General features: G+C 67.7%; 22 protein-coding genes. 18 read left to right on the top strand and 4 right to left on the bottom strand.

Annotated elements, in window-relative coordinates; all coding sequences use genetic code 11:
• Positions 1 to 10 precede the first annotated feature (10 nt).
• Together ACFOY2_RS22750 and ACFOY2_RS22745 are read right to left on the bottom strand one after the other, a co-directional pair.
• On the bottom strand, positions 11 to 349 hold the full coding sequence (locus ACFOY2_RS22750; RefSeq protein WP_379530089.1) for an effector-associated constant component EACC1: 339 nt from the start codon (positions 347 to 349) through the stop codon (positions 11 to 13).
• 315 nt (positions 350 to 664) lie between these two features.
• On the bottom strand, positions 665 to 1,669 hold the full coding sequence (locus tag ACFOY2_RS22745; protein WP_379530088.1) for a LacI family DNA-binding transcriptional regulator: 1,005 nt from the start codon (positions 1,667 to 1,669) through the stop codon (positions 665 to 667).
• Positions 1,670 to 1,915: 246 nt separating this feature from the next.
• On the opposite strand from ACFOY2_RS22745, the gene ACFOY2_RS22740 reads away from it, so the two are divergent.
• The 8 genes from ACFOY2_RS22740 to ACFOY2_RS22705 all read left to right on the top strand — a co-directional run bounded on the left by ACFOY2_RS22740 (position 1,916) and on the right by ACFOY2_RS22705 (position 13,580).
• The gene (locus tag ACFOY2_RS22740; protein WP_379530087.1) at positions 1,916 to 5,116 is read left to right on the top strand and encodes a sugar-binding protein; all 3,201 of its coding nucleotides are present in this window, start codon (positions 1,916 to 1,918) and stop codon (positions 5,114 to 5,116) included.
• A 177-nt stretch (positions 5,117 to 5,293) separates the two neighbouring features.
• Positions 5,294 to 6,211 carry an NAD-dependent epimerase/dehydratase family protein gene (locus ACFOY2_RS22735; RefSeq protein ID WP_379530086.1) on the top strand — a complete coding sequence of 306 codons (918 nt, stop codon included), beginning with the start codon at positions 5,294 to 5,296 and terminating at the stop codon, positions 6,209 to 6,211.
• Positions 6,208 to 7,473: an enolase C-terminal domain-like protein gene (locus tag ACFOY2_RS22730; protein WP_379530085.1), complete on the top strand. Its 1,266-nt coding sequence runs from the start codon at positions 6,208 to 6,210 to the stop codon at positions 7,471 to 7,473. Before ACFOY2_RS22735 ends, ACFOY2_RS22730 begins: the two co-directional genes overlap by 4 nt.
• Positions 7,474 to 7,617: 144 nt before the next feature.
• The gene (locus ACFOY2_RS22725; RefSeq protein ID WP_379530084.1) at positions 7,618 to 8,874 is read left to right on the top strand and encodes an extracellular solute-binding protein; all 1,257 of its coding nucleotides are present in this window, start codon (positions 7,618 to 7,620) and stop codon (positions 8,872 to 8,874) included.
• Between the two features lie 76 nt (positions 8,875 to 8,950).
• Positions 8,951 to 9,871: a carbohydrate ABC transporter permease gene (locus ACFOY2_RS22720; RefSeq protein ID WP_379530083.1), complete on the top strand. Its 921-nt coding sequence runs from the start codon at positions 8,951 to 8,953 to the stop codon at positions 9,869 to 9,871.
• A complete protein-coding gene (locus tag ACFOY2_RS22715) occupies positions 9,868 to 10,788 on the top strand; it encodes a carbohydrate ABC transporter permease (protein WP_379530082.1) in 921 nt (306 codons plus the stop codon). Before ACFOY2_RS22720 ends, ACFOY2_RS22715 begins: the two co-directional genes overlap by 4 nt.
• Positions 10,789 to 10,812: 24 nt before the next feature.
• A complete protein-coding gene (locus ACFOY2_RS22710) occupies positions 10,813 to 11,970 on the top strand; it encodes a glycoside hydrolase 5 family protein (protein ID WP_379530081.1) in 1,158 nt (385 codons plus the stop codon).
• Positions 11,967 to 13,580: an FAD-dependent oxidoreductase gene (locus ACFOY2_RS22705; protein ID WP_379530080.1), complete on the top strand. Its 1,614-nt coding sequence runs from the start codon at positions 11,967 to 11,969 to the stop codon at positions 13,578 to 13,580. Before ACFOY2_RS22710 ends, ACFOY2_RS22705 begins: the two co-directional genes overlap by 4 nt.
• Before the next feature lie 46 nt (positions 13,581 to 13,626).
• Here the strand turns inward: ACFOY2_RS22705 and ACFOY2_RS22700 are convergent, their stop codons facing one another.
• On the bottom strand, positions 13,627 to 15,213 hold the full coding sequence (locus ACFOY2_RS22700; protein ID WP_379530079.1) for an FAD-dependent oxidoreductase: 1,587 nt from the start codon (positions 15,211 to 15,213) through the stop codon (positions 13,627 to 13,629).
• Between the two features lie 247 nt (positions 15,214 to 15,460).
• Between ACFOY2_RS22700 and ACFOY2_RS22695 the strand changes: the two genes are divergently transcribed.
• Both ACFOY2_RS22695 and ACFOY2_RS22690 read left to right on the top strand, forming a co-directional pair.
• Entirely contained in the window at positions 15,461 to 16,180 is a 720-nt protein-coding gene (locus ACFOY2_RS22695) for a helix-turn-helix transcriptional regulator (RefSeq protein WP_379530078.1), read from the top strand.
• A 237-nt stretch (positions 16,181 to 16,417) separates the two neighbouring features.
• Entirely contained in the window at positions 16,418 to 17,377 is a 960-nt protein-coding gene (locus ACFOY2_RS22690; RefSeq protein WP_379530077.1) for a hypothetical protein, read from the top strand.
• A 9-nt stretch (positions 17,378 to 17,386) separates the two neighbouring features.
• On the opposite strand, the gene ACFOY2_RS22685 is transcribed toward ACFOY2_RS22690, so the two are convergent.
• Positions 17,387 to 17,980, bottom strand: a complete 594-nt coding sequence (locus tag ACFOY2_RS22685) for an exonuclease domain-containing protein (protein WP_379530076.1) — start codon at positions 17,978 to 17,980, stop codon at positions 17,387 to 17,389.
• A gap of 208 nt (positions 17,981 to 18,188) precedes the next feature.
• Here ACFOY2_RS22685 and ACFOY2_RS22680 point away from each other — a divergent pair, with 208 nt between their 5' ends.
• From ACFOY2_RS22680 to ACFOY2_RS22645, 8 genes are all read left to right on the top strand, one after another.
• Positions 18,189 to 18,512: a CU044_2847 family protein gene (locus ACFOY2_RS22680; protein WP_357807616.1), complete on the top strand. Its 324-nt coding sequence runs from the start codon at positions 18,189 to 18,191 to the stop codon at positions 18,510 to 18,512.
• A 70-nt stretch (positions 18,513 to 18,582) separates the two neighbouring features.
• Complete coding sequence (locus tag ACFOY2_RS22675) at positions 18,583 to 22,761, top strand: nSTAND1 domain-containing NTPase (protein ID WP_379530075.1); 4,179 nt, start codon at positions 18,583 to 18,585, stop codon at positions 22,759 to 22,761.
• 192 nt (positions 22,762 to 22,953) lie between these two features.
• Positions 22,954 to 23,115 (top strand): hypothetical protein, encoded by a 162-nt coding sequence (locus ACFOY2_RS22670; RefSeq protein ID WP_379530074.1) that lies wholly within the window; start codon positions 22,954 to 22,956, stop codon positions 23,113 to 23,115.
• 412 nt (positions 23,116 to 23,527) lie between these two features.
• Complete coding sequence (locus tag ACFOY2_RS22665) at positions 23,528 to 23,689, top strand: hypothetical protein (protein WP_379530073.1); 162 nt, start codon at positions 23,528 to 23,530, stop codon at positions 23,687 to 23,689.
• A gap of 77 nt (positions 23,690 to 23,766) precedes the next feature.
• Entirely contained in the window at positions 23,767 to 24,282 is a 516-nt protein-coding gene (locus tag ACFOY2_RS22660; protein WP_379530072.1) for a MauE/DoxX family redox-associated membrane protein, read from the top strand.
• On the top strand, positions 24,279 to 24,830 hold the full coding sequence (locus ACFOY2_RS22655; protein WP_379530071.1) for a TlpA family protein disulfide reductase: 552 nt from the start codon (positions 24,279 to 24,281) through the stop codon (positions 24,828 to 24,830). The genes ACFOY2_RS22660 and ACFOY2_RS22655 overlap by 4 nt, the downstream gene beginning before the upstream one ends.
• A complete protein-coding gene (locus ACFOY2_RS22650) occupies positions 24,827 to 26,626 on the top strand; it encodes an ABC transporter ATP-binding protein (protein WP_379530070.1) in 1,800 nt (599 codons plus the stop codon). The genes ACFOY2_RS22655 and ACFOY2_RS22650 overlap by 4 nt, the downstream gene beginning before the upstream one ends.
• Positions 26,623 to 26,967 carry a S26 family signal peptidase gene (locus ACFOY2_RS22645; RefSeq protein ID WP_379530069.1) on the top strand — a complete coding sequence of 115 codons (345 nt, stop codon included), beginning with the start codon at positions 26,623 to 26,625 and terminating at the stop codon, positions 26,965 to 26,967. Before ACFOY2_RS22650 ends, ACFOY2_RS22645 begins: the two co-directional genes overlap by 4 nt.
• Positions 26,968 to 26,969 lie beyond the last annotated feature (2 nt).

The following is a 26,969-nucleotide window of genomic DNA, read 5'->3' as shown; positions in this document are numbered from 1 at the left end:
GGTCGAGGGGTCAGGGAGTCTCGTCGTCGCCGAGCACCTCCCGGAGCAGGTTCTTGAGGTTTCCGGCTTCCAACTCCACGGTGCGCTCCCCGTCCGAGACGGTGACCATGACGTCGCTGCGACGGGTGCGCAGCCAGGTGTCCAACGCTCGTGACAGGGCAGGTCCGGCCCCGCTGGAGCCCAGCAGCGCGGTGATCAGCTCGACCGCGTCCCCGGGTTCCTCCTGGCCGATCTCTTTCTGCGCCGGGCTGACCTCACCGCGCAGAAGTTCCTCGTCCTGGAGCCACCCCCAGAACGCGGCCAGTTCCTCGACTGCGTCCGCGCCGGCGATGCGAATCCGTACGTCCACGTCCCGCCCTTCTCACTGTATTGCTCCGACAGGGCGGCTTTTGCAGACATGAGCACCCTTGATACATATCCCAAAGCCAGAGTCGACTATTACTGGTAATTGCTGTTCGACAGACCTGTCAGATAAAGATGATCACGATCTCGCGGACCCGACACCCGCGTCGCCGCCGCTTCTGCCGCAGCGACGCCGAGGAACATCATCGAAAGCCCCACCATCAGTCGTGCCCTCCCACGTGGATGAGCCCAGGATGGCAAACAAGATCTATGGGCCGTCTATGGATCGCCTATGGGCCGATCCAGGCCGGTCACAAGCGCGTCAGGACGACGGGCCGAGTACGAGTGCGGGGGAGACGTAGTGTTCGCCCGGGGCGCGGTCGTCGGCGAGAACGTTCGCGGCGGCGAGTTGTCCCAGGGTCCTGAGTTCGAGGTCGATTGTCGTCAGCCGCCGGACCCCTTGATCGACGATGATGCCCTCCCAGTTGTCGACTCCGACAACCGCCAGGTCTTGGGGGACGCGCAGGCCCTTGGCCTCACAGACGTTGAGCACCCCGTGGGCGATGTGGTCGTTGCCGCAGAACACCGCGTCGACCTTCGTTCCGGAGTCGAGCAATTCCCGCATGGCTCTGACTCCCGACCCTTCGGTCCAGGAGCCATGACGTGTCGGGGCGACGGGGCGGAGCCCGGCCTCCTTCAGCGCGGTGAGCATGCCGCGCTCTCGCAGGCGTACGGCGATACTCGAAGGATCGCCGGTGAGGTGGGCGATGTGCGTGCGCCCGCGTTCGATCAAATGGCGAGTGGCGAGAGCTCCCGCGCCTTCGTTGTCGGGCAGGTAGACGACGTCTTCGGGATGGTCGGAGGCCGCGAAAGCGTATGTCACCGGCACGGTGAAATGGTGGGTGATCGACGGTGATCGGCGCTCGTGTCCGTCCCCTATGACGATGAGTCCGTCAATTCTGCGGGCCTGGAACTGGCGGATGCTTTCGGTTATCTCGCGATGGACGAGAACGTCTTCGTCGAAGACGAGGGCGGCTTGTTGAAGCCTCCCGAGTTGCAGGACCGCGCCGATCACCACTGGCCCGGAAAACGTACTCGCCGCCCGGTGGGTGAGTACACCGATCGTGCGGCTGCGGCCCAGCGCGAAGGAACGCGCGAGCGCATTTGGCCTGAAGTCGAGGCGTTCTGCGACGGCGAGTACCCGCGCACGCGTCGCCTCGGAAATCCGGTCCGTTCCGTTGAGCACTTTCGAGGCAGTCGAGAGTGACACTCCTGCAATCGCAGCCACATCACTCAGCCGAACACTGCCCTTGCGGTTGGACGGCACTGGCCGATTGTACCCAAGGCGCGTGAATGACCGGCTCCCCCCTCGCGGACGGCTCCGGCGCCCGAACGCGGGACGCCGTGTCGTTCGGAAAGTGCGCCTTGACAGCGACCTCGGCGGACGCACACACTGCGCCCAGTGCGAAAACGGTTTCGCAACAGGTGGCGTCGTCGTCCAGTGAGGAGAGCGAGCATGTCTACTGGCTCCACCCCCGCACGCCGATTGACGGGGAGTCCATTACGGAGACGGGTGCTTTCCTGGCTTGCCGGGGTCGGCGTAGCCGTGACGGCACTCGTCGCACCGACCGCATCAGCCCAGGCCGCACCGGGCGACGTCGTACTCGGAGACTTCGAGAACGGCGTGACCCCGTGGTTCACGGCGACCAGCGGCAGCACGACCGCGTCGCTGGCCGTGACCTCAGAAGCGCCGGCGAGCGGCAGCGGCGCCGCCCGTCTCGAAGTGAACGCGCCCAACGGGACGGCGGAGCTGGCGCGCGGTGTCCCCTCGATCGATGCTCGCTCCCTGACCTTCGCCCTGCGCAGCGCCAAGCTGAAGGGCATCGTCGTCCGGATGATCGACAGCACCGGGCAGGCACACCAGCAGACTGTCCCGCTCATTCCCGGATCGCAGTGGCAGAGGCTCACCGTCGACGACTTCGCCCCGGCCGGAGCGCCGGAGTACATCCATTGGGGCGGTGCGAACGACGGTGTCTGGCATGGCCCACTGACCCATCTGTCGCTCCTGGTCGACGCCTTCCGCGTCGTCAACGGCCCGGCCGCGACGATGGACGTCGACGACGTGACCGTGCGGGGCCCCGCGCCCGACCTCGCGATCGTTCCGACGACGACCGGCAACGCGTTCACCACCGGGCAGGAGGTGTCGTTCGGCATTCAGAGCGCGGCGAGATCCTTGGAGTGGACCGTACGCGACGTCGACAACGCCGTGGTGACCTCTGGCGCGAAGGAAACCTCGGAGCTGGGGGGCAAGCTGGCCCTCGGCAAACTGCCCACCGGCTGGTACGCGGTCGACCTCGTGGCCGTGCAGCCTGACGGCCGCCGCGTCGCGGGCGGCACCGACGTGTCGGTGCTGCCCGCATCCGACGCCCGCGAGGAACGCATCGGCGTCGCGACGCATTACGGGCAGGCCTGGTCGCCCGACACGATCCCGCTCATCGCCGACGCGGGAGTCGGCTTCGCCCGGGACGAGGCCTATTGGGCCCAGGCGGAGAAGGTCAAGGGCACGATCGACTTCCCCGCGAAGGTGGAGGCGTACACCGCCGCGCTGTCGAAGAACAAACTCGAGTTCTTCGACATCCTCGCCTACGGCAACAACCTCTACCACGAAGGCGAGGCGCCGGCCACGCAGGCCGGACGTGACGCCTTCGCGAACTACGCCGACGTCTCGGTCGCCACGTTCGGGACGGACGACACCTTCTACGAGGTGTGGAACGAGTGGAACCTGCGCGACAGGAACGGGCCTGCCGGCGCGACCGCGCAGAACTACGCGGCGCTGCTGGCGACGACCGCCGATCGTGTCCGCGCGGCTCATCCGAACGCGCTGCTGGCCGGCCCGGCGCTGGCCCCGATGGACGAATGGTCCACATGGGTGGACGACTTCATCGCCGCCGGCGGCCTCGACGACCTCGACGCTTTCACCACGCACCCCTACGACTTCGGCGCCGAGCCGGAGGCGTTCATGAACCACGTCGGCGTGATCCGCGCGAAACTCGACGCCGCCGGGCACCGCGACATGCCGATCTGGCTCAGCGAGCACGGATGGCACACCTCCGACACGCCGCTCGGAGCCGACGAGAAGTCGCAGGCGCGCAATCTCTCACGTGCGCAACTGCTGGCTCTCGGCAAGGGGATCGGCCGGTACACCGTCTACGACTTCAAGGACGACGGCACCGACCCGAAGAATCCCGAGCACCGCTTCGGAATGATCAGGAACGAGAACGACCCCCGAGGGGCGTACACCCCGAAGCCGGCCTTCGTCGCGCAGGGCGTCCTGACCCGCCAGACCGACAACCGTGAGGTCCGGCAGGTGCCGGCCCTCGGCGCCGGCCGCTACGGCGTGGAGTTCGGCGCCCGTCCCGGCGAGCCCGCCGCGACCCGCATGCAGGCCCTGTGGGCGCTGAAGCCGGAGACCTGGAGCATCGAGGCGGCGGGCGAGGTCACGGTGACCGACCTGTACGGCGCCCGGGCGACACTGCGGCCGGACGCCGGCGGCCGGGTCCACGTCGCCGTCGGCGAGGATCCGGTTTACCTCACCGGAGAACTGGGTGAGGTGCACGCGCAGTCGCCGTACTCGCTCACGGTCGACAAGGCCATCGAGGATCTCGCGCCCTCGGCCAAGTGGACGGTCACCGCCGGTGACCGGGCGCTGGAGGTGTCCCTGCGAACCGACACCGGCACGACGTCGGCGGATGTGCCGCAGGGCGAGACCCGGTCCGTGGCCGTCACACTGCCGGCGGCAGGTGTGGGCACGCGTACCTGGACCGCCGAGGTCCGCGAGGGCGATCGCACGGTCGGGCTTCTCGCGGCAACCGCCGACGTCGTATCCCGGCTCGGGCTCACCGGCACGCACGCGCTCAACGCCTCCGGTGCCGGCCTGCTGCGGCTCACTCTCGTGAACCGCGGCGCGGAACCCGTCAAACTGGACGGGATCAACTGGACCGTGGGCTCGTCGAGCGGCTGGTCCCTGCCCGGCACGAGTGTCGCGGGGAACGGCAGTGTCTCCGTCGACGTGCCGCTGCCCGAGCTCGGTGCCTGGTCTGCCACGGCCGTGGGCGACGCGACCGTCACCGCGCGCGGAACCCTCGTCGACGCGGATCCGGTCGATGTGCCGTTCCGCCCCGTGAAGGTGGACGGCAAGGTCGACAAGGGCGTATCCGCCCTTCCCGCGCAGACGCTCGGCGCGGCCGAGCAGGTCATCGCCGGCTGGGCGGGCAATGAGGATCACAGCGGCCGTCTCTGGCTCACCCACGACACCGAACGCCTGTACCTGACCGCTGTGATCACCGACAACGTGCACGCCCAGCCCGCGCGGGCCACGAACATCTGGCAGGGCGACAGCGTTCAGCTCGGCGTGACGCCAGGATGGCCCGGCGAAGGCGCCGTACCGATCAGTGAGCTCGGCACGGCTCTTACGGGCGCCGGTCCGGTGGATCTCGCGCGCTGGTTGCCCGCGAACGCCACGACCGAGGGGCTCGCGTCGGCGGTCAGGCGTGACGAAGCCGCGAAGACGACCACGTACGAGGTGTCCGTCCCGTTCAGCGCGATCGGGGTGAACCGCGCCGACAGGATCCTTTCCGCGACCGTGGCCGTCAACGAGAACGACGGCACCGGCCGGCGCGGATGGAGCACGTGGGGCAAGGGCGTGGCGGAGTCGAAAGACCCCGCGAAGTTCCGGCCGCTGCGCCTGCTGGCGGCCACCGCGGGCCGCGTGTAGGGGCCGTTCCGGGTTCGCCTCAGCAGGGCGAACCCGGAACGCGCAGGAGGAAAGGCCCGCCGGCCGGAATCCCGTGGCCGATCCGGAATAACGCGGCAATTGACACGCTCCGCGATCATATGGTGTTCTACGAAAGCGGTTTCGCAAACAGCTTTGCTGAGATCTTTAGGACTGCTCTTGACTGATTCCGCCTCGCCCGTGAAGCCCGCGCGCGTGCTGGTCACCGGTGCCGACGGCACCATCGGCCGGCCGGTTGTGCAGGCGTTGCTGACCGCGGGCATCTCTGTGACGGCACTCTCGACCACCTGGTCGGCGCCGTCATTGGCTGACCGGGTGTTCACCGGTGACGCCGCTGACGAGAACCTTGTACGACGGGCGTTCAAGGACGCCGACGCCGTCGTGCACCTTGCCGCGATAGCGCACCCCGGCCTGGGAACGGCGCGCGAGGTCTTCGTGGGCAACACCTCGGCCACCTTCACCGTGCTCGACGTCGCCGGCGAACTCGGCGTTCGCCGCGCGGTCATCGCGAGCTCGATCAACGCGTTCGGCGTGCCCTTCAACCGGCACGATCTCACTCCCGCCTACTACCCGCTCGACGAGTTGTCACCGGTCGCGCATGACGATGCCTACTCCCTGTCCAAGTGGGTCGATGAGCAGACCGGGGCCTGGGCGTACAGCCGCTGGGGCATCACGGTGATCGCGCTGCGATTCCCTCTCGTGCGTGACCTTCCCGAGCTGCGGGCGTTCGCCGCGCGCCTGAGCCAGAACCCGGTCGAGCAGGCACGTCTCGCCCGGGAAGGTTGGGCGTATCTGGCGATGGCGGACGCGGTGGACGCGGTGCTGCGCGGGCTGACGCGGCCGGTCTCAGGGATGCACACCCTGTTGCTGGCCGCGGAGGACACCATCGTGGGGGAGCCGACCGACCTCCTGCTCGACCGCTTCGCCTCAGCGAGCGAACGTCGCAGGAACTTCCCCGGCCGCACCGCCCCGATCGACACCTCCGCTGCCCGCCGCGTCCTCGGATGGATTCCCCGGCACCGGCTCGGAGACCCGAGCGGCCCGATCAACGCGACCTTTCTGGAGAGGCCGGCATGAGCGACAACACCACCGCATTCGCACAGCCGTGGGAAGCGCCTGACGACGTGCGCATCACGGACGTCCGGGCCATCGCCACCGCCCCCGAAGGCATCCCGCTTCTCGTGGTGAAGGTGACCACCAGCGACGACGGTCTTTACGGGCTCGGCTGTGCCACGTACACACAGCGGTGGCGTGCGGTCGCCTCCTACGTCGAGGACCATCTCGCCAGGCTCGTCATCGGGCGCTATCCCGGCGACATCGAAGACCTGGTGCGGCTGGCACGCTTCTCCGGCTACTGGCGTGAAGGGCCGGTGGGCAACAACGCGATCTCCGGGCTCGACCAGGCGTTGTGGGACATCGCCGGCAAACGAGCGGGAAGACCCGTTCACGAGCTGCTGGGCGGCAAGGTCCGTGCCGCCGCCGACACCTACCTGCACGCGGGCGGGGCGTCGATCGCGGAGACCCTTGAGCAGGCCGAGCGCCTCCGCGAAGCCGGGCTGCGGCATATCAGGCTCCAGCTCGGCCAGTCGGGCCGCGGCACCTACGGCGCTCCTCCGACGAGCGAAATCTCCGACAAGTCCGCGCCGTACCCAGGTGGCTGGCGCGTGTCAGAGTACCTGCAGCGGACGCCGGAGCTGTTCGCGGCCGCCCGTGAGCGCTTCGGTGACGAGATCGAGCTGCTTCACGACGTTCACTCTCGTCTGACGCCGAAGCAGGCGATCGTTCTCGCGCGCGCGCTCGAACCTTATCGGCTCTTCTTCCTTGAGGACGTCATCGCCCCCGAGCACTGGGATCGTCTGCCGGAGGTGCGCGCCGCCTCGCCGGTACCGATCGCGGTCGGTGAGCTGACGACGTCGATGACCGATGCCGCGCGCCTGGTCCTGGGAGGCGGCGTGGACTTCATCCGCTCACACGTGTCGGACATAGGCGGGTTGACCGCCGCGCGCAAGATCGCCGCGGCGGCCGAGCTCGTCGGCGTCCGTACGGCCTGGCATGGTCCGGGCGACACCTCGCCGATCGGCGCCGCCGCCAACGTCGCACTCGACGTGACGAGCCCGGCGTTCGGCATCCAGGAAGGACACCTGTACAGCCAAGCCGTGCACGAGGTGTTCCCGGGAACACTGCGCATCGAGAACGGCTGGCTTCGCCCGAACGAAAGCCCCGGCTGGGGGATCGACCTCGACGAATCCGCCGCCGCCCGCCACCCCGCGGGGCTGTCGGGCCACGATGCCTGGGCTGCCCGCGTCCGAGGACTGGACGGAGGACTCATCGCCCCCTGACCGCAATGACACCAGCACACAGTACTGAGGAGACTCATGCCCCCCACAAAAGTCCGAACGTTTGCTGCCGCCCTCAGTGCCAGTGCCGCGGCGTTCGCCCTCACTTCGGGCTGTGCCGGCGAGAGCACGTCGCAGCCCGGCTCCGTGTCCATCACCGTCGCCGGTCAGCCCACCCAGGAAAAGCCCGATCAGCTCAAGGCGTTCCAACGTAAGATTTCCGACTTCACCCAGGCCAACCCCGGCATCAAGGTCACCGGGGACGAATCCGAGTTCGACGTGAACACCTTCCAGGCGCTGGTCGCCGGGGGGCAACTCCCCACGGTGTTCTACGTGCCGTTCACCGAGATGCAGGGGATCATCGCCCGGCAACAGGCCGCAGACATCACCGGCCACATCGGCGCCGACTCGGCCGTCAAGCGGATCAACCCATCGATCGTGAAGGTCGCCACAAGCCAGGAAAACAAGATCTACGGCGTTCCCGTGCAGGCTTACAGCATGGGGCTGCTGTACAACCGCGCCCTGTTCACCAAGGCCGGTCTCGACCCCGACGCGCCGCCGAAGACCTGGGACGAGGTGCGGGCCGCCGCGAAGACCATCAAGGCCAAGGCCGGCGCACAGGGCTTCGGAGCCATGACCAAGGACAACACCGGAGGCTGGGCGCTCACGACCATGAGCTACGCCTACGGAAGCAAGATCCAGTCGGACGACGGCAAGCAGGCCGGCCTCAACAACAACGCCACCCGCGGCGCGCTCGAGTTCTACCGCTCCCTGCGCTGGCAGGACGACGCCTTCGGGTCCAACTTCCTCGTCGGATACGACGACAGCATGAGTGCTCTGGCCAGCGGCAAAGTCGGCATGGTCGTGCAAGGCGCGGACACGTACACGACGATTGTCCAGTCTCTCGGGATGAAGCCGGACGACTTCGGCCTCGCCCCGCTGCCGCAGGCGCCCGGCGGTCTCGGCACCCTGGGCGGCGGGTCCGTGGCCATCATCAACCCCCGGGCCTCGGCGGAGGAGATCAAGGCCGCACTCAAGTGGATCGACTTCTCCTGGTTCAACAAATACACCAACGAACAAGCGGCTGTCGCGGACGCCAAGGCCGTCGCCGCCGACAAACTGCCGGTAGGCGCGCCGGTGCTCCCGCTCTTCGACCAGGCCACCACCGACCGGTATCTGACGTGGGTGAAGGATTACGTCAACGTGCCGCGCGAGCACTTCACGGCCTACTTCGACTCGGCCAAGAGCCTGCCGCTCGTGCCCGAACCGGCAGCGAAGGCGCAGGAGACGTACGGAATCCTCGACAACGTCGTGCAGGCGGTGTTGACGCGGCGAGACGCCGACATCACCGCCCTGCTCGATGACGCTCAGAAGAAGGTCCAGACCGCGATCGACGCGGGCTGAACCGTCGTTTCCCGTCGCGCCGGAGAGAACGACCGGCGCGACGGGGCCGACAGTGCAGAAAGGCGCTTCCGAAACGATGACGGACGCAATCATCACCCCGAAGTCAGGGCGTTCGCGCCGTGTCGCGCGCTGGGTCCGCGGCGGCGGAGCCTCGACACTGATCTTCTTCATTCCGCTTCTTGTGTCATTCGGGCTGTTCTCGTGGTGGCCGATCCTCCGCTCCCTGCTGCTCAGCCTGCAGCGGACGAACTTTCTCACCTCCGAGTGGGTCGGGCTCGACAACTTCGCCCGCGTCCTGCAGGACCCTCTCCTGTTGACCGCGGTGTGGAACACGGTGTGGTTCTCGGTGCTGGCCTTCGCGATCGGGTTCCCTGTTCCGGTACTTCTCGCGGTTTTCATCGCCGAGTTGCGGCGCGGGCGGAAGATCGCATCCGTCCTCGTCTACCTGCCGGTGATCTTCCCTCCGGTCGTCGCCGTGCTGCTGTGGAAGGCGTTCTTCGACCCCAGCTCCCAGGGAGTGTTCAACTCCGTTCTGAGCTGGTTCAACCTGGGCCCTGTCGCCTGGCTGAACGACGGCGATCTGGCCATGCCGTCGATCGTGCTGCAGGCGACGTGGGCGTCGTTCGGCACCGCGACGATCATCTATCTGGCGACGCTGATGAGCATCCAGACCGAGCTGTACGACGCGGCCGAAGCCGACGGCGCGGGGGCGTTCCGCCGGTTCTGGCACATCACCCTTCCCCAGATGCGCACAGTCCTTCTCGTGATGCTCCTGCTCCAGGTCATCGGCACGTTCCAGGTCTTCACCGAGCCGTACATCATGACGAACGGCGGCCCGGAGAACCGAACCGTCACGATCTTGATGCTCATTTACCGTTACGCGTTCATCTCGGGTGACTACGGCCGGGCCACTGCCTTGAGCATCCTGCTCGCGCTCGTCCTGTCGGCCCTATCCGCCGTGTATCTCTCGGTGACCAGACGCTGGAGCACCTCATGACCACCGCAACCACCAGCCGAAGCCGGGCCGAGCAGGAACCGTCCGAGCGCGGCATCCTCTCCTTCCTCGACCGTCGCAGGCCCGTCGTCCGCGCCGCGGTCGGGGTGATCGGAACGCTCGTCCTTGCCGGCCTTGCGATTCTGTGCGCCGGCCCGCTCTTCTGGCTCTTCAAAGCCGCGACGTCGACCACCACCGAGACGCTGTCGGCGCCGTTCTCCCTCTGGCCCAGCGGCATCCACTGGGATTCCTTCGTTCAGGTGTGGACGCGCGTCGACTTCGCCCGATACTTCTGGAACACGCTCGAGCTCATGGCCGGGTCGCTGTGCTTGGGGCTGCTGGTCGCGACGACCGGCGGCTACGGTCTGGCCGTTCTGCGGCCGAAGTACGCCAAGGCCGTGTTCGCGGCGATCCTCGCCACCCTGTTCATCCCCGGCGTGATCTCCCTGGTGGCGCTCTACCTGACCGTCATCGACATTCCGCTCGTTCACGTCAGTCTGCTGGGCTCGATGTGGGCGGTCTGGCTCCCATCCTCGGCCAACGCCGTCAACGTGCTGCTCATGCAGCGGTTCTTCGCCAACATCCCCCGCGAACTCTTCAACGCGGCCCGCATCGACGGAGCAGGACCCTTCAGGATGTTCTTCTCCATCGTCCTGCCGATGTCACGCCCGATCATCGGCGTCGTCAGCCTCCTGACGCTCGTCGCCTCCTACAAAGAGTTCCTCTGGCCGCTGCTCGTCCTGCCGAACCCGCAGGACCAACCGATATCGGTCGCGCTGCCGAGGCTGCAGAGCTCAATCGACTTCTCACAGTTCATGGCCGCGCTCTTCATCTCGGTCATCATCCCCGTCGGCCTCTTCCTCGTCCTCCAGCGCCAGTTCCTGCAGGCGGCAGGCAACGCCGGCGCGCTCAAGGGCTGAGCCCACCCCGTACGAAGGACATCGATGCCCCATTTCGACTTACCCATCGACGAGAACCGCACGGGCGTGAGCGCGCGTTTCGGGGTCAACTATCTGCCTCGGGAGAACTGGTGGTACGCCTGGGCGGAAGACGACGACACGTTCGCGGAAGATCTCCACCAGATCGCCTCGCTCGGGTTCGACCACGTCCGCGTGCAGTGCCTGTGGCCGCTCTTCCAACCCAGCCCGTCGTGGGTGTCACCGCGAGCGCTGCGCCGTCTCGTCCACCTGCTCGACCGTGCGGCGGAGAACGGACTGGACGTCTGCGTTACCGTGCTGGACGGCTGGCTGAGCGGCTTCGACTTCCGGCCGTCCTGGTTGAAGGACGTCGATCCTTTCACCGACACCGAAGCCGTCACCGCCGCGGAACTACTCGTCGGCGCAGTCTCGCGTGCGGTCGAAGGCCACCCGGCGTTGTGGTGCGTCGACGTCGCGAACGAACCCAACGTCCTCATGAAGCACCTCAAGGCGGGGGAAGGCGAGGCGTGGGCCGCGCGGATGGTGCGCGCCGCGCGTTCGGCCTGCGCGCCGGTCACCGTGGGAGTCGACCATGTGCCGTGGATGAGCGACGACGCCCCGATCGGCCGGGCATTCCTCGCCGACACGTGCGATCTCATTCCGGTGCACGCCTGGCCGTACTTCACCGGCGCCCTGGCCAGGGTCGGAGAAGAGCGCGCCTGGGCCATTCCCGACTATCTCGCTCAGGTCGCCCGCGCGACTCCGGGTGCCGCGGACAAGCCGGTGTGGATCCAGGAGGTCGGGGTTTCGGAGCTCTGGCTCACGGACGTGGCGGTGGAGGACTTCGCCGAGCGGATGTTGCGGCGCGCCGCCGCGATACCCGGACTGGGCGCCGTGACCTGGTGGGCGTCCCACGACATCAGCCGCCGCTTCACGGGCTTCGACGAACTCGAGTACGGCTTGGGCCTCATAGATGCGCAAGGGCGGACGAAACCAATCGGATCGCGGGTGGCCGAGGTGGTCGCGGAACTGCGTGACCGGCCACGCGGACAGCCGGCAACGGAGCCGACGATCGTGCTGCCCGCCGGACGGGCACCTGACATCGCCTTCGCCGAAGACTGGTTCGCAACGATGGAGACGACCGCCGGACCCGCAATCGTCCATGGATCAAGGGGTATGTCATGAGCAAGCGCGCACTTCAGACGGACCTTCTGGTCGTCGGCGGAGGGCTTGGGGGAGTCGCCGCCGCGTTGACCGCGGCGCGCCTCGGTATCCGCGTGGTGCTCGCCGAGCGGTCGGACTGGCTCGGCGGCCAGCTGACCACGCAGGCGGTTCCGCCGGACGAGCACCGGTGGATCGAGAGCGAGCTCGGATCAGCCTCCTACCGCGAGCTCCGCGAGACCATCCGCGCCCACTACCGCCGCCTCTATCCCCTTACACCGGACGCGGCCGTGGACCCGCGGCTGAATCCGGGCCGAGGCAACGTCTCGGCGCTGTGTCACGAACCGAGAGTGGGGGCGCTGGCGATCGAGGAGCTGTTGTCTCCTCACCTCGCCTCGGGAGCGATCACCGTGCTGTGTGAACACGACGTGGTGAACGTGGAGCGTCGTGATCGCCAGATCACCGGCGTACGCCTGCGCGGCCGGGGTGGCGACACCGTCGATGTGACCGCCCGCCTCGTGGCCGACGCGACCGAAGAAGGCGACCTCCTTGAGCAGGCCGGCCTGTTCCACACGATCGGGGCGGAGTCGCACGACGAGACCGGCGAGTTGCATGCGCCGGTGGAGCCGGATCCACGAGACCAGCAGGCGGTCACCTGGTGCGTGGCGCTCGAATATCGCGAAGGCGAAGACCACACCATCGACAGGCCCGCCGGCTACGAACACTGGCGCGACACCGTCGACCCGCGATGGCCCGGCCCGCAACTGTCCTGGAAGGACATCGTGCCCGACACGGGGGAGGTGCGGTGGCGGCCGCTGTTCGCCCACTCGCCGGAACACGCGGTCCACACCGGGGCCGACGACCTGTGGCACTACCGTCGCATCCTGTCGCGGCACAACCTCGACCCGAGCTTTCCCGGTGGCGAGATCACGCTGGCGAACTGGCCGCAGATCGACTACTGGGAGCGTCCACTGCTCGGTGTGAGCCCGCAGGAGCGCGAGGAGGCGCTGGCGGAGGCACGGTCCCTCACGCGCAGCTTCGTCTACTGGATGCAAACCGAAGCCCCACGCCATGACGGCGGCACCGGCTACCCGGAACTGCGCCCCAGGGGCGATGTCATGGGCACCTCAGACGGTTTGGCGAAGGATGCCTACATCCGCGAATCACGCCGGATCCGCCCCCTGTTCCAGGTGACCGAGGCGCACATCGGGGTCGAGATGCGGGGGCCCGGCGTGGGAAGCGCCCTTTTCGACGACACCGTCGGCATCGGCCACTACCGCATCGATCTGCACCCCAGCACGGCTGGAAGAGGCTACGTCGACATCGACTGCTTCCCCTTCCAGATCCCGCTAGGAGCCCTCATCCCGGTCGACGCCGACAACCTCGTCGCCGCGAACAAGAACATCGGCACCACCCACATCGCCAACGGCGCCTACCGGTTGCACCCGGTCGAATGGTCTATCGGCGAGGCGGTCGGCGCTCTGGCGGCCCAAGTCGCCGAGACGGCACAGACACCGGCGCGACTCCGGGCCGATCCGACGAGCCTGCACCGCCTGCAACGACGTCTTCGTGACGAACTCGGCGTCACTCTCGAATGGCCCGATGACATCCGCACCGGTCGATCCACGAGCTGAGCGGCGTCTTTCCGGCACACCGGACGGGGCCCGCACGGCGGGCCGTTCATCCGGTGGGCTCGGACTCCTGGGGGCTGGGGCTCCAGGCAAGGACCTGGCCTCTCTCGGTGATGCGTTTGCGCAGCTGCTCGGTGTCGATGTCCTGAACGGCGACACGATCGCGGATCGCCGCCGTCGCCGCGACGGCGGCCGACTCCGCGAGAACGCAGAAGACGGGCTCCATGCGCGTGGCCGCATACGCGATGTGCGTCGCCGACAGGCACACGGGCACGAGCAGATTTCCGCAGTCGCTCTTGTGCGGGGTGATGGCACGGTAGGGAACGGGATACGGCCGGCCCGTTCCCATGTGTCCGCCGATGAACATGTCCCCCTCGGTCGCCACCCCGAGTCGCCCTGTCGAGGGATCGTGACGAGCGATGCGCCGAGCGGGGTACACATCCACACCGAAGAGGGCGAGCCCGATGGCATCGGAAGGATCAGTTTGGTTCAGCACATCCGAGTGGGTGAGGAGGTACCGGCCTTTGAGCCGCCGGGACGCCCGTACATACAGCTGGTGCGGCCACCCACCGGTCTCAGGGAAGACGTCGGCGTCCAGGCCGTACGCGGCCGTCTCCCGGCGGAACTCCTCGGGCACCTCCGGGTGGGTCGAGAGGAAGTGGTGCAGGCCACGTAGGTAGTCGATGTGGTGGCGCCAGATCCGCGATCGGACGTTCCAGTCGCCGTCCTGGTAGTCGTGGCTCACGCCGACGGGCGCGTTCGTGACGAGAGAGGCTCGCTGGTAGTTGTATTCACCTGAGTTGAGCCAGCCGGGAAATATGTCCCGGAGTCTGGCCAGCTGGTCATCAGTGCTCTTACTTGTGGACTTGATGTGCTCGACGTAGCGGCGGACCAGCTCGAACGTGTCCGGCGAGTAGCTCTCCGGCGCGGTGATCGCCGCCTTGTGCCGCATGTCAGCCGTCAGATAGAAGCGGAAGTTGTATGCCTGCGTGTAGCCGTCCGCCGAGCCGATCGGCAATCTGTGGTCCTCGTCGATGAGCGGGATGAGCCCACTGGTGCTGTCGCCTGGAACGACATAGGGGTCGATCGGCGTCCAGTTCGTGATTTGCCCGACACCGGCCAGCGGCTCGCCGAACGCCTGGCGCGATTCGCGCCCGGTCCGATAGGGAACACCCGCGAGAGCCATCAGGTCGCCCTCATAAGAAGCGTCGACGAAAATCGAAGCCGACACGCCGCAAGGCTCTCCCGGTTCGGCTGCAGGCGAGGGGACTCCCCATTCGTCCGGCGGCGCGGACTCAAGCTGGATGGTGTCGATACGCTCACCGTTCCGCGTCACCGAAAGAACACGGTGCTCGAAAATCACGGTGATGCCGGCATCGGCGACCCACTCGTGGAACCCGCGCACGATGTCCGGGGGATGGTTCCCGAATCGGAAGACCACATCCTTCGTCAGGCCGCCCACCGCCTCGGGAAGTGGGCAGTCCTGCAGTGGTTTGATCCCCGCGCCCAGCATTCCGCCCAGCAGGCGACCTGGCTCGACGAGTATGACGGACGCGCCCTCCTGATGTGCCGTGACGGCGGCGACACAGCCTGCGGGCGTTCCCCCGTACACACAAATATCGGCCCTCAGTTCCATCGATTCCGTCCCGTCGAAGCGTTGGTCGCACGCGGTGCACCGAGATCCTTCGAGCCGGTGGACCGCAGGGTCTTCACATCCTTTCCGGCTGCGTTGGCCTGCGGAATGGCCGTTTCGGCCGAGGCCATGCACATTTTTGAGGGGAGATCAAAGGATGCCCGCAGATGGTCCGAGCCTTGACGGCTACGTTCTGGCGCCCCGGCGCCCCCACTTCAGCCTCGGTTCCGACACGTACGAGGGATGGTGCATGCTGCTACCCCGGAACGGGGCGTTCGCCTACGAGGTCGAGGAGACAGCGGCGTCCAGAAACGGATGTAGATGTGTGGGGGAGGCGGGACTTCGAGGCGAAGCGCGTTTCGGCGATGTGGTCATCAGCCCACCCGGCAGCACACTACGGCGACGGATGCGCGCGCCGACGTCGTTCTTCTTCGCGCGATTCCTGACCGTTCTGGAGCCGCCGATCGGCTGCAGCCGATTGCGCGACGTCGACCGGCTGCGCGCCAATCTCGCACTTCTCGAATCCACGCAATCCACTGCCGAAGAAGGTCGTCAAGGGCTGGAAGCCGACATGGTCGTGGCCCATGTGATCAACGATGTCCTCATAGCCGTACATCGGGAAAGGGCGCGTGCGGGCACGCGTGAGGATGCCCTGGTGCGCAAGGCGATCGCCTTCATCCTCGATGACTTCACCTCGCCGGATCTTTCGCTCGGTGACCTCGCGCGAACGCTGGGCGTCAGCCCTTCGCTGCTCTCGCGACGCTTCCGCGACGTTCGAGGCGTCACGCCGATCCAGTACCTTCGCGGCGTCAGGTTGCGCAGAGCACGGGAGCTGCTGACCGGGACCGACTTCACCCTGCAGAACATCGCCGAACGGTGCGGGTATCGCAGTGCGTTCTATCTCAGCCGGGTCTTCAAAGCCGGCACTGGTCAGTCGCCTTCTGAATACCGCGCGGGAAGCCGCGTTTGAGCAGTGCGCTCCGATGCGCCGCGTGGCGGCCCCACCGCTCGGGCCGTGAGCGGCAGGGCCGGGGCGCATCAGCGGCTTGATGGGCCTTATCTTCCGTACGACACCTCATGCTGTCAAGGGTGGGTTTTCTTGTGATAATTCGTATTAGCGTCTTGACGCAGCATTCCGCTGGGAGCGAGCGTGTGAATTCGCACCACGACGCAGCGTGAAGGAGTCGAATTGCACACTCCCCACCAATTGATCCGACGTCGGACCGTGTTGCTGGGCGGGGCGGCGGGCGTGGCCGCGGGCCTGGGTCTCGGACCGCCCGCGAACGCGGCGGCCGGCCCGGCCGGGATGCCGACCTACCGGTATCTGCGCGACGCGCTGGCCCTGCCGCTCAGCCACAACCCGACGGGGGAGTTCATCTTCCCCTGTATCAGAGGCGTGTACGACAAGCTGAGCGATCCCCGAGCGCGCTACTACCTCTACTACGCCCCTCACGAGAACCCTGGCGGCATCTGCGTGGCCTTCGCCGACTCCCTGGCAGGCCCCTTCGACGACTACTCGGGCAACCCGACCATCGACAACCGCCTGCCGACCACCACGGTCTCCCACGTGTCCTCACCTCACGTGACCTGGGACGCCGCCACCCGGCAGTTCTTCTGCTACTTCCACGGCGAGAACTTCACCACGCGCGTGGCCCGCTCCACCGACGGCATCACCTTCACCAACGAGACCCCGATCCTGAGCACCCGCCTGGTGCCCGGCACCTCCGAGACCTCCTACGCGCGGGTCTTCGAGCATCGGCTGCCCGGCCGGAACAACAAGTACGTGATGATCTTCATGGGGCTGCGCAACGGCCGTCGCATCTTCTACGGCTGGTCGCCCAACGGCTGGGACGGCTGGCAGTTCAGCGCGACCCCGCTGGTGAACCCCGAACCCGACGGCGTGACCGACATCTCCGGCGCCACCCTCGTCAAGCGCAACGGAACGACCTACGTGGCCTATCACGGCAACGACGGCAGGATGCGGATCACCGAGGTCGGCAACAACTTCGACAGGGAGACGCACCTCGGCGTCTTCCACTCCCCGATCTCCTCGGACAACGGCAGAGTGGCAGCGCCGTCGTTCGGCACCCAGAACGGCGTCGAGTACATGTTCTACGAGGCAGGGCCGCGACTGAACGCCCGCATCTGCATCGCGCGGGCGGTCTGACTCACGAGGTCAGAGGCAACCCTCTGGCAGGGTGGCCCCGGCGCCGCAGAGGTGCCTGAGCGCTGCGGCGATCGAGTAACAGTCGAAGAGCGCTGAATGCTCTTTGCCTGCCATGGGTTGGGGCAGGCCGAGCGCCTGCCACAGGCGACCGGAATTAGCCGCTGCGGTCTTCGGCGCATGAGTGTTCAACCAGGGCCGGATATTCAGGAAGTCGGCGGAGAGAATGCTGTTCTTGATCTCTTCTCCGCGGAATCGCGCCCAGCCGACGTTCTCTCCGAGTACGACCATGTCGTTGCCGTAGGAGAGCACAGTCTGGTCCTGGCAGAATCCCAGGAAGTCGCCGAGAGCCGCAGCAGGAGGGAGGCCGTTCTGGTCCACTGCTTCCTGCTTGATGCCGGTAAGATCAGTAAAAAATGCGGACAATTTCGGATTGGCTACCGGCCGCACCAGAACTTCGTACTCTTCGACGATGGAAAAGTCTTCTCTTAAACGCAGAGCGCCGATCTGCACAATCTCGCGAAGCTGCCCCGGGCCCGACCAGTCCTCCTCAAGCGCTCCAGGCCATGATGTGAACTCAAGGTCGAATACAACAAAGGTTGACAAGCTATCTTTCCCTAGTTCTGTGCGCGCGAGTTGCCGCTCGGGAGTCTACTAGCCCCGCCGTGGCCCTGGAGAGCTGCGATCCATGCGAGGTGGAGCGAATCGAGGCGCGCTGGGTTCACGTCGTGCTCAGATGGTTCCCGGGAAAGCCGGGGAGCTGGGACGGCACCGCTGGTGCCGCGGCTCTTCCCATCAGACGGGAGCGTGCTCGATGCGTGTGGTGGAACTGCCGGTCGGCGAGGAAGGCCACGTCGTCAAGGTGGAGGTTCAGGACAGGGACGGCGATGCGCCGGTCCGTGTCGGCCGGGCCGGGCGCGTGGTCGGCCGCGCGTCCCGGTCGTTCGGCGAGATGCTCGACACCATTCGCCCGGTGGCCGAGAAGTTCGTCGCCAGTTTCGGCGACCTGGCGCAGACGCCGGATGAGATCACGGTGGAGTTCGGGATCGCACTCTCCGCCGAGGCTGATGTGGTGATCGCCAGCACCGCCACGGAAGCCAACTTCTCCGTGACTTTGTCGTGGAAAGGCAAACCGTGAGGAGCGGTCTCTGGCCATACTCCTGTCAGGAGCCTGACGTGAGATCTGGCGGGCGGAAAGTCACGGGGTCATGGTGCGACGCAGTGGGGATGATGTGCTCAAACGCGCCACACTGCGTGTCCGCGGCCCGGATGGGCTGATCGCCGGCGCGGGGTTTCTGATCGGCGCCGACAGGGCCGTCACGTGCGCCCATGTGGTCTCCGGCGCGCTGGGTCTGTCATCGACGGATTCGCTCGATCCCGGCACCCGGATCAGTCTGGACCTGCCGTTCATCCGGCCGATGCCGTCATCTGTCACGGCCTGTGTCGAGGCGTGGGTCCCCCCGGCTGACGACGAGAGCGGAGACATCGCCATCCTGCGGCTGGACACCGCGATATCCGGCGCCCGCCCGGTCCTCATGGTGGATGCCGATGACCTCTGGCACCACCGGGTGCACATACCAGGCTTCCCCGAAGGGCTGGCGGACGGGGGCTGGCACGACGGGCGGGCGCTTGGGCCCACGGGGCAGGGATGGGTGCAGCTTGACAGGCCGTCCGGCGTCCCGCTCACCGGAGGTTTCAGCGGGAGCCCGGTATGGGATGAGGAACTCGGCGGCGTGGTCGGCATGGTGGTGGCCGCCCAGCGTGGCGGTTCGCGGCAAGGGTTCTTCATTCCCACGCGCACGGTGAAAGAGGCTGTGCCGTCCGTCCAGGACCTGATAGACCCGCAATCGCCGTTCCGAGGGCTGTCCGCCTTCTCCCCTGACGATGAGGAGGTCTTCTTCGGACGTGAGAGCGAGACCGAGGATGTCGTACGTCTTGTCCACGCGCAACCGCGGGTCACATTGGTCGGACCGTCGGGGTGCGGTAAGTCCTCGCTGGCGCTGGCGGGCGTGGTGCCGGCGTTGCGGCAGGCCGCGTACGAGGTCGTCGTCGTCCGGCCGTCCATCGGACGTTCCCTGGTATCTGCGCTCAGTGCCGAACTGTCCGCACATTTGCCTCCCGGGCTGGCAGGCGTAGAGGTGGGGCGGCAGGGACTGGCCGAGGTCGCGCCGCTGGTCCTGCGCGGCTCCCGGGCCGAACGGTTGCTCGTCGTGGTCGACCAGGCCGAGGAGCTGCTCGTCTGCTCTCCCGAGGAGGCGCAGTGCGCCGCTGAGGTGTTGTTCCCCGACCGGCCGCCGGATGAGGTGTGCGTGCTGCTCACGTTGCGGGCTGATTTCCTGGAGGCGGGGTTGTCCCATCCCGCGCTGGGGAGCGGGCTGGGCAGTGCCGTCTACGCGCTCAATCCCATGCGCCGTGAGCAGTTGAAGAAGGTCATCGAACGACCGCTCGCCGCCATTCCGGCTGTCGCGTACGCCCCGATGCTCGTCGAGAAGATGCTGGACGACGCGGGGAACGAGCCGGGCGCACTCCCGCTTCTGGGCTTCGTGCTGGAGAAGTTGTGGCAGGAGCGGTGGCATGGGCGGATCTCCTTCGAGGCCTACCTGGAACTCGGCGGTGTACGCGGGGCGCTGGCCGAAGAAGCCGAGAGGATCTGGCACGAATGCGTTCCCGAATCGCACGAGAGCGCAGGACGGGCACTGCTGACCCAGCTCGTGCGGGTGTCGCCGGGCAGTGAGGCGCCCCTGCGGCGGGTGGTGCCACATGCGGACGTGGCGCAGGATCAGTGGCCGATCGTCCGGGCGCTCGCGGACCGGCGCCTGCTCGTGGTGGGCAGGGATGCGGACCGGGGCGAGACCGTGGAACTGGCCCACGAGGCGCTGACCGTCGAATGGCCACGACTTGCCGGGCAGGTGACGGCGGACCGCAAGTTCCTGGAATGGCGTGCCGTGCTGAACGACGACATCGAGCGCTGGAAGGAGACCGGCGAGACCGTGGAGCGGCTGCCCAGAGCTGACGCACTGGCAGAGGCCGAGAAGTGGTTGACCGGTCGGCAGACGGATCTGAACACGGTGGAGCGCGATTATCTGGAACGGGGACGCCGCTACGAACGCCGCAGGTCGTCGACGAAACGTGTCTGGTGGGTGCTGGCGGTCGCGGTCGTGACCGGGCTGGCCGTCCTGACGACGACGGTGATCGTCCAGGGACGGGTCAGCGAGGATCGGGCGGCCGAGGCGCGGTCGAGAGCGCTGGCGAGAACAGCGTCCGATCTGGCCGGACGAGATCCCCAGCTTTCCGCGATGCTGGCGATCGAGGCGGTTCATTCGTCGCCGACCTGGGAGGCGCGTAACCAGTTGCTCCAGCGGTACGTCGAGCATCGGGACACGACGGCGATCGCGTCGGGGGCGTTGGGCTTGTTGGCCGAGGCGGACGCGAGCGCCGACGGACGAGTGGTTCTCGTCACTACGGACTCGCGTACGGCAACGCTCTACGTCCGTTCGGAGCAGGGCGACTACCGGCTCCGGCACCTGCCTGACAGAGGGGGCGCCAGCCAGCCCGCCGTGTCGTCCGACGGCGCTCTCATCGCGTACGCCCTCGACGACGGCAGCATGGTGTGGCACAGCGTCGATCCGGACAATGGACGGCCGTTGGACGACGGGCACACGCTCTCGCGGCAGAAACGCGAGAAACCCGAAGGCTTCCCCGCCCGGGGAGCCGACGTCATACCGTCCGGCGACGACGGGTGGATCGTGACCACCGGGCCGGACACGGTGGTGCTGCAGTCCCTGGGCGTGACGGCTCCCGAGCAGGCATGGACGATCGGCTTCGACGCCAAGTCGGTACGTTTCGGCCCTGACGAAAAGACCCTCGTGGCGCTCAGCGACGGCGGGCTCTGGGTGCTCACGAGCGTCGGCGAGCAGTTGTGGAGGACGGTGAACCTCAAGCGGCTCGGCAAGGCGGACGGCCTGCGGGTCTCGGGCGACGGCACGAGCGCGGTGACCTGCGCGAACTCGGGCAGCGGTGCCGTGTACACGGCGCTGCGGCTGCCCGGCGGGACGCAGCAGGGGCGGTATCGAAGTGCGATTCCGTGTCGCGACTTCACTGTGGACGTCTCCGGGCGACACGCGATGATTTTGGAACGATCCGGCTGGGGGCTGGTCGACCTGCGGCAGGGCTCGCGCCTGTCGTCAACGTGGATCGAGGCGCAGGAGGAACCGAGCCCGCTCGCCTTGGTCGACGCGCCGGGCTCTCCCGCATTTCTGACCATGTCCCGCACCACCGTAGTTCGCACCTCGCTGAGAAACCGGGAAGAACGGTCTGGCGAACCGGAGTTGCTGCGCGACGGGCGCAGAATGATCGCTCAGGCCGAGGGCGGCAAGAAACTTCGGGTGAGCGAAACCGGCGGGGCGCAACGGACGATCGCCGAGGTGGACCGGGCCACGACCGCGTCCGGCCTGGACGCCTACGGCAAGCCCGCGGTGAGCCATGACGAACGTCATGTCGTCGACCCGGTGGCCGCCGACAAACTGGTCGTGCGTACTCTTCCCTCGCTCGACACCGTCACCCACATCACCTCGGCCATGCCACCACGCGACAGCGCGGGGGACACGGAACGACTGACCTTCTTCTTCCTCAAGAACGGCGACCTGCTGACGCTCGCGGGGAGACGGCTGGAACGCTGGGATGTCAGGACGGGACGGCGCAAGAGCGGTTATGACCTGACGGGACCCGGTTCCAGCGTTGGGGAAATACAACCCAGCCCATGGAACTCCGACCATCTCCTGGTAGCCGTGAGAGGGCGGGGCTACATTCACACCATCGATCTGAGGACCGGCAAGGAGGTCGACGGGCGGCGGATGCAGACGGGGCCGGGCACCATCGAGGGATTCACCTTCGACCCCACCAACAGGTATCTGCTGGTGTTCCGCTCCGGCGGGCTGCCGGAGGTATGGCTCAGCCAGCCGCTGAAGAAGCTGCTCGGCCCGCTGCGGTCGCTTTCGGAGAACAGCGGCGGTGCCGGTCAGCGGACGTTCTCCATGTTCGTCGAGCAACAGCACAAGCTGTTCCTGATCAGCGACAAGGAGATCCACATCTACGGGCTGCCCGTCGCCGAAGACGATGACGGGCACGACGGGGTGACCTACGACGGCACCTACACCTTCGGCCTGGTTCAGGAGTTCTTCGGCGTCTCGGCCGACGGCAGAACACTTCTGCGATTGAGGGCCGGGGACGGGACGGAAGGATACGTCACCGATGTGTTGCCGCTGGACGTGTCGGCATGGGAGCGGCGAGTGTGCGAGGTACTGGGACGCGACCTGACCGACGATGACCGCAAGCAGGTGCCGGTCGGCTTGCCCGCCCAGATCTGCCCTCGTCCGCCGCTTCCATAGACACATCGTCAAGAAGATGTGGACTGTCTGCTAACGACATTCCGCAGGGATCACGGCAGCCTTGTCGGCACCGCCAGGGGAGTACGATATTCCGGCCAAACTCGGACGGTGCGGTAATTGCCGTGACCAGGGCGCCGGAATCACTGGATCTTCTGGTCGGCGTCCACGTTGTTGGTCACGGAAGGAGTTGGAATGAAGCGACTCGTGCAACGAACGGGTGAGCGGCTCGTCGGAATGGTGCTGCCGAAGGTGGAAGCCGGTGCATGCGTGCCGGAACACGGCCAGTGTTGCAAGAAGGGTTACCGCTTCAGCTGCACCGGCGGTTGCAACTCGGTCTCGTCCACCTGCAAGTAAACACGCACTGAACGGAGCGGCCGGCGGGGACGCCACCGCATGCCCCGCCGGACCGACTTGGCCAATATCTTTTGTGCCGTTCAGTGGGCGCCGGTCGGCGGTGCCTCATATACGCATCAACCAATCTCCGAGATGGGATTTGGAAACACTGTGGCAGCCGTGCGCATGGATCCCGCATGGATTCCGCATGGACCCCATGGATAACCACCCGTACCCACAGCCGCATAGAACTTCTTGATTCACAGGTCTTGACTCTTGATGGGAATCAGGGCAATTTTGTCGACGCCGCCAGGGGGCAATAGCGCGGTGTTCTGGTCAAACCCGGACGGTGCGGTACTTGCCGTGGCCGGGAGGCCGGAATTACTGGTTCCTCTGGTCGGCGTCCGCGTAGTTGGTCATGGAAGGAGCTGGAATGAAGCGACTCGCGCAGCGAACGGGTGAGCGGCTCGTCGGAATGGTGCTGCCGAAGGTGGAAGCCGGTGCGTGCGTGCCGGAGAACGGCCAGTGTTGCAAGAAGGGTTACCGCTTCAACTGCAACGGCCTCTGCAGCTCCAAATCGACCAGCTGCAAGTAAGACACACACTGATCGGAGCGGCCGGCGGGGACGCCACCGCGTGCCCCGCCGGCCACCGAATCCGTCCGGAGGCTGCCGTGCTCGACCTGCTCGCTCGCGTGCTGCTCGCCGTCGTCTTCTTCGCGGCGGTAGTGGGGAAGACGCGTTCCCGGCAGGGGTTCGCCGAGTTCCGCGACTCGGTCGCGGCGATCGGGCCACGGTGGCTGCCCGCCGGTCCTGCCGCAGGCACGGTCGTTGCGGGGGAGGCCGCCACCGTGGTGCTGCTCGCCGTCCCCGGCACGCGGCCGGCCGGCTACGCCCTGGCGGCCGTGCTCCTCATCCTGTTCTGCGCCGGCATCGCCCGGGCGGTCCTCGCCAGGCAGTCCGTGCGCTGCCAGTGCTTCGGCGCGGGCGGCGGCCTGCTCGGCCCGCAGCACCTCGTCCGCAACGGCCTGCTGGTCGCCGTCGCCGTCGCCGGCGTGATCGCCGGTGACGTGCCCATGTCCGCCCCGGCCATGCTGGTCGCTCTGGTCACCGGAGCGTTCCTCGGCCTGCTCACGACCCGCTGGGAGGACGTCGCCTTCCTCCTCGTTCCCGCCGGGAGGAAGCGTTGACCCTGCTCACCACCGCCGTCGTCCTGCTCGCCGTCGTGGGTGCGGTGCACCTGCTGTTCACGTTCGGGCTGGTCGCGCGGATCCGCGAGCTCAGCGAACTGCAGCAGCACGGCGGCGGCGGTCACGCCCACAACACGCATGTGCCGAGGCCCGGCACGGTCGTCCGCCCGTTCTCGGTCACCGGCACCGACGGCGCCGCGATCACCGAGGCCGATCTCGACGGCCCGGTCCAGGTCGGGTTCTTCCAGGTCGGCTGCGGGCCGTGCCGGATGTTGTCCGACGCGCTCGTCACCGCCCCGCCGGCCGCCCGGTTCGTCTCCATTGTGCACGGTGACCAGGACGCCCCCGACGCAACCGCGCGGCAGGTCGCCAAGCTCGGCGCCCTCGGCCGGGTCGCGGTCATCGGCGTCGACGATCCCGTGCTGACCGCGTTCGAGGTCGTCGCGTTCCCGACGCTGCTGCACACGCACAGCGGCGTGGTGACCGCGTCCGGCACCCGGCTCGACGACTTCGCGGATGTCACCGGCGCCCCGACGCAGGTGGCATGACCCGATCCGCCTCCCGCGCGGGCGTGGCGGCGCTCGCGCTGCCGTTCCGGTCCGCGCCGGTGAGCGCCACCACCACCCTGGCGCTCACCGTGTTCGCGGGTGCCGCGCCCGCGACCGGGGCATGGCTGACGAGGCTGCTGGTCGACGAGCTCACCTCGGGTGCGGCGAGCACGGGCCGGGCGGTGTTCCTGGCCATCGCTTCTGCGATCGCCGGCGGGCTCGCCATCGCCCTGCTCTACCTCGCCGGCCACCTCGGTGAAGTGGTCCGGCACCGCGTCACGCTGACTGTGGAGAGCCGGCTGTTCCAGCGGGTCGCCACCCTGCCGGGACTGCGGCACATCGAGGATCCCGCCTTCCACGACCGGCTGCGGCTCGCCGAGCAGGCCGCGCAGGAAGCGCCCGGCACGGTCTCGCAGTTCGCGCAGGAGCTGGTCCGCTCAGTGGTACTGCTCACCAGCTTCGCGGGTGCGTTGCTGGTGGTGTGGCCGCCGATGACCCTGTTGCTGCTCGCATCGGTGGTGGTCGCCGTGCTCGCCAGGCTGGCGACCGCGCGGCGCGAGGCGGCCACCGAGGAGGCGTGGGTGGCCACCGACCGACGCCGCCTGTTCTACCGGGCCCTGCTCACCGACGTGCGTGCCGCCAAGGAGATCCGGCTGTTCGGCCTCGGCACGCTGCTGCACACCAGGATGATCGACTCGCTGGCGACGGTCTCGCACGCACGGCTGTCCGCGGCACGCCGGGGCACGCTGGTGCAGAGCGGGCTCGCGCTGCTCGGCGCCGCCGTCACCGGAGTGGGCACGGTCGTGGTCGCCACGAACGTCGTCACCGGCGGTTCGTCGGTCGGAGACCTGGTGCTGTTCCTCGGTGCGGTGGCCGGCGTGCAGACCGGGCTGTCCGCCGTGGTGCTCCAACTCGGCGAGGCAGGACGCGCGGTGCGGCTGTTCGGGCACTACCTCGACGTCCTCGACACCGGCGACGACCTGCCGGCCGGCACGGGCACGCCGCCTTCGCCGGCGACCATCGAGCTGCGGGACGTCTGGTTCCGTTACGGCGAGGACGGTCCGTGGGTGCTGCGCGGAGTGAACCTGACCATCCCCGCCGACGCCGCCGTGGGGCTCGTCGGCGTCAACGGCGCGGGCAAGAGCACGCTGGTGAAACTGCTGTGCCGGTTCTACGACCCGCAGCGCGGCACGATCACCTGGGGCGGTGTGGACCTCCGCGAGCTGGACGTCGCGGCACTGCGCGCCCGGATCGGTGTGGTGTTCCAGGAGTTCATGACCTACGACCTGAGCGCGGCGGAGAACATCGGCATCGGGCAGGTCCGTCAGCTCGACGACCGGTCGCGGATCGTCGCGGCCGCGCGGGCGGCGCGTGCCGACGACACGGTGGCGGCACTGCCCAACGGCTACGACACCGTGCTGTCCAGGACGCACACGGACGATGGCGACCGGGCCGGTGTGACGCTGTCCGGTGGGCAGTGGCAGCGGGTGGCCCTGGCCCGTTGCCTGATGCGCACCGACGCCGAGCTGATCGTGCTCGACGAGCCGACCTCGGGGCTGGACGCCGAGGGTGAGCACCGTGTGCACAGCACCCTGCGCCGGCACGCGCAGGGCCGTACCCGGCTGCTGATCTCCCATCGGATGTCCGCGCTGCGCGGCGCGGAACTGATCGTCACGCTCGTCGACGGCCGGATCGCCGAGCGGGGCAGTCACGACGAGCTGATGGACGCGGACGGCGAGTACGCCCGGCTGTTCCGCCTCCAGGCCGACGGCTACCAGGATGCGAGGGTGCGATGATCGGATGGTTCAGGGTGATCGTGCGGGGCAACAGCATGTCGCCCACCCTGCGGGACGGCCAGCGCCTGCTCGCGCGGAGGCTGCGCCGCGACCCCCGACGCCGCGAGGTGATCGTGTTCCGGGTGGCGGACGAGCAACTGCCGCACCGGATCAAGCGAGTCGTCGCGGTCGCCGGTGACCCGCTGCCCGACTGGCTCGTCCCGGCCCTGCCGGACATGTCACACGTGCCGGCCGACCATGTCGCGGTCGCCGGGGACAACACCACACGCTCGCAGGACTCCCGCCAGCTGGGCCTGATCGCCTGCCGCGACATCCTGGGCGCCGTCCCCGGTGCGAGGTGACG

The sequence above is a fragment of the Nonomuraea purpurea genome (assembly GCF_042650645.1).
Taxonomy (GTDB): domain Bacteria; phylum Actinomycetota; class Actinomycetes; order Streptosporangiales; family Streptosporangiaceae; genus Nonomuraea; species Nonomuraea purpurea.
Note: the sequence above shows the minus strand (reverse complement) of the source record. Positions and strands in the feature narration are given on the sequence as shown.

What these genes read in the sequence shown, in the direction of transcription:
- ACFOY2_RS22730 (WP_379530085.1), top strand. Translation starts at nt 6,208, where the DNA reads ATGAGCGACAACACCACCGCATTCGCACAGCCGTGGGAAGCGCCTGAC.
- ACFOY2_RS22650 (WP_379530070.1), top strand. Translation starts at nt 24,827, where the DNA reads ATGACCCGATCCGCCTCCCGCGCGGGCGTGGCGGCGCTCGCGCTGCCG.
- ACFOY2_RS22670 (WP_379530074.1), top strand. Translation starts at nt 22,954, where the DNA reads ATGAAGCGACTCGTGCAACGAACGGGTGAGCGGCTCGTCGGAATGGTG.
- ACFOY2_RS22645 (WP_379530069.1), top strand. Translation starts at nt 26,623, where the DNA reads ATGATCGGATGGTTCAGGGTGATCGTGCGGGGCAACAGCATGTCGCCC.
- ACFOY2_RS22675 (WP_379530075.1), top strand. Translation starts at nt 18,583, where the DNA reads ATGGTGCGACGCAGTGGGGATGATGTGCTCAAACGCGCCACACTGCGT.
- ACFOY2_RS22720 (WP_379530083.1), top strand. Translation starts at nt 8,951, where the DNA reads ATGACGGACGCAATCATCACCCCGAAGTCAGGGCGTTCGCGCCGTGTC.
- ACFOY2_RS22715 (WP_379530082.1), top strand. Translation starts at nt 9,868, where the DNA reads ATGACCACCGCAACCACCAGCCGAAGCCGGGCCGAGCAGGAACCGTCC.
- ACFOY2_RS22700 (WP_379530079.1), bottom strand. Translation starts at nt 15,213, where the DNA reads ATGGAACTGAGGGCCGATATTTGTGTGTACGGGGGAACGCCCGCAGGC.
- ACFOY2_RS22710 (WP_379530081.1), top strand. Translation starts at nt 10,813, where the DNA reads ATGCCCCATTTCGACTTACCCATCGACGAGAACCGCACGGGCGTGAGC.
- ACFOY2_RS22680 (WP_357807616.1), top strand. Translation starts at nt 18,189, where the DNA reads ATGCGTGTGGTGGAACTGCCGGTCGGCGAGGAAGGCCACGTCGTCAAG.
- ACFOY2_RS22705 (WP_379530080.1), top strand. Translation starts at nt 11,967, where the DNA reads ATGAGCAAGCGCGCACTTCAGACGGACCTTCTGGTCGTCGGCGGAGGG.
- ACFOY2_RS22695 (WP_379530078.1), top strand. Translation starts at nt 15,461, where the DNA reads ATGCTGCTACCCCGGAACGGGGCGTTCGCCTACGAGGTCGAGGAGACA.
- ACFOY2_RS22665 (WP_379530073.1), top strand. Translation starts at nt 23,528, where the DNA reads ATGAAGCGACTCGCGCAGCGAACGGGTGAGCGGCTCGTCGGAATGGTG.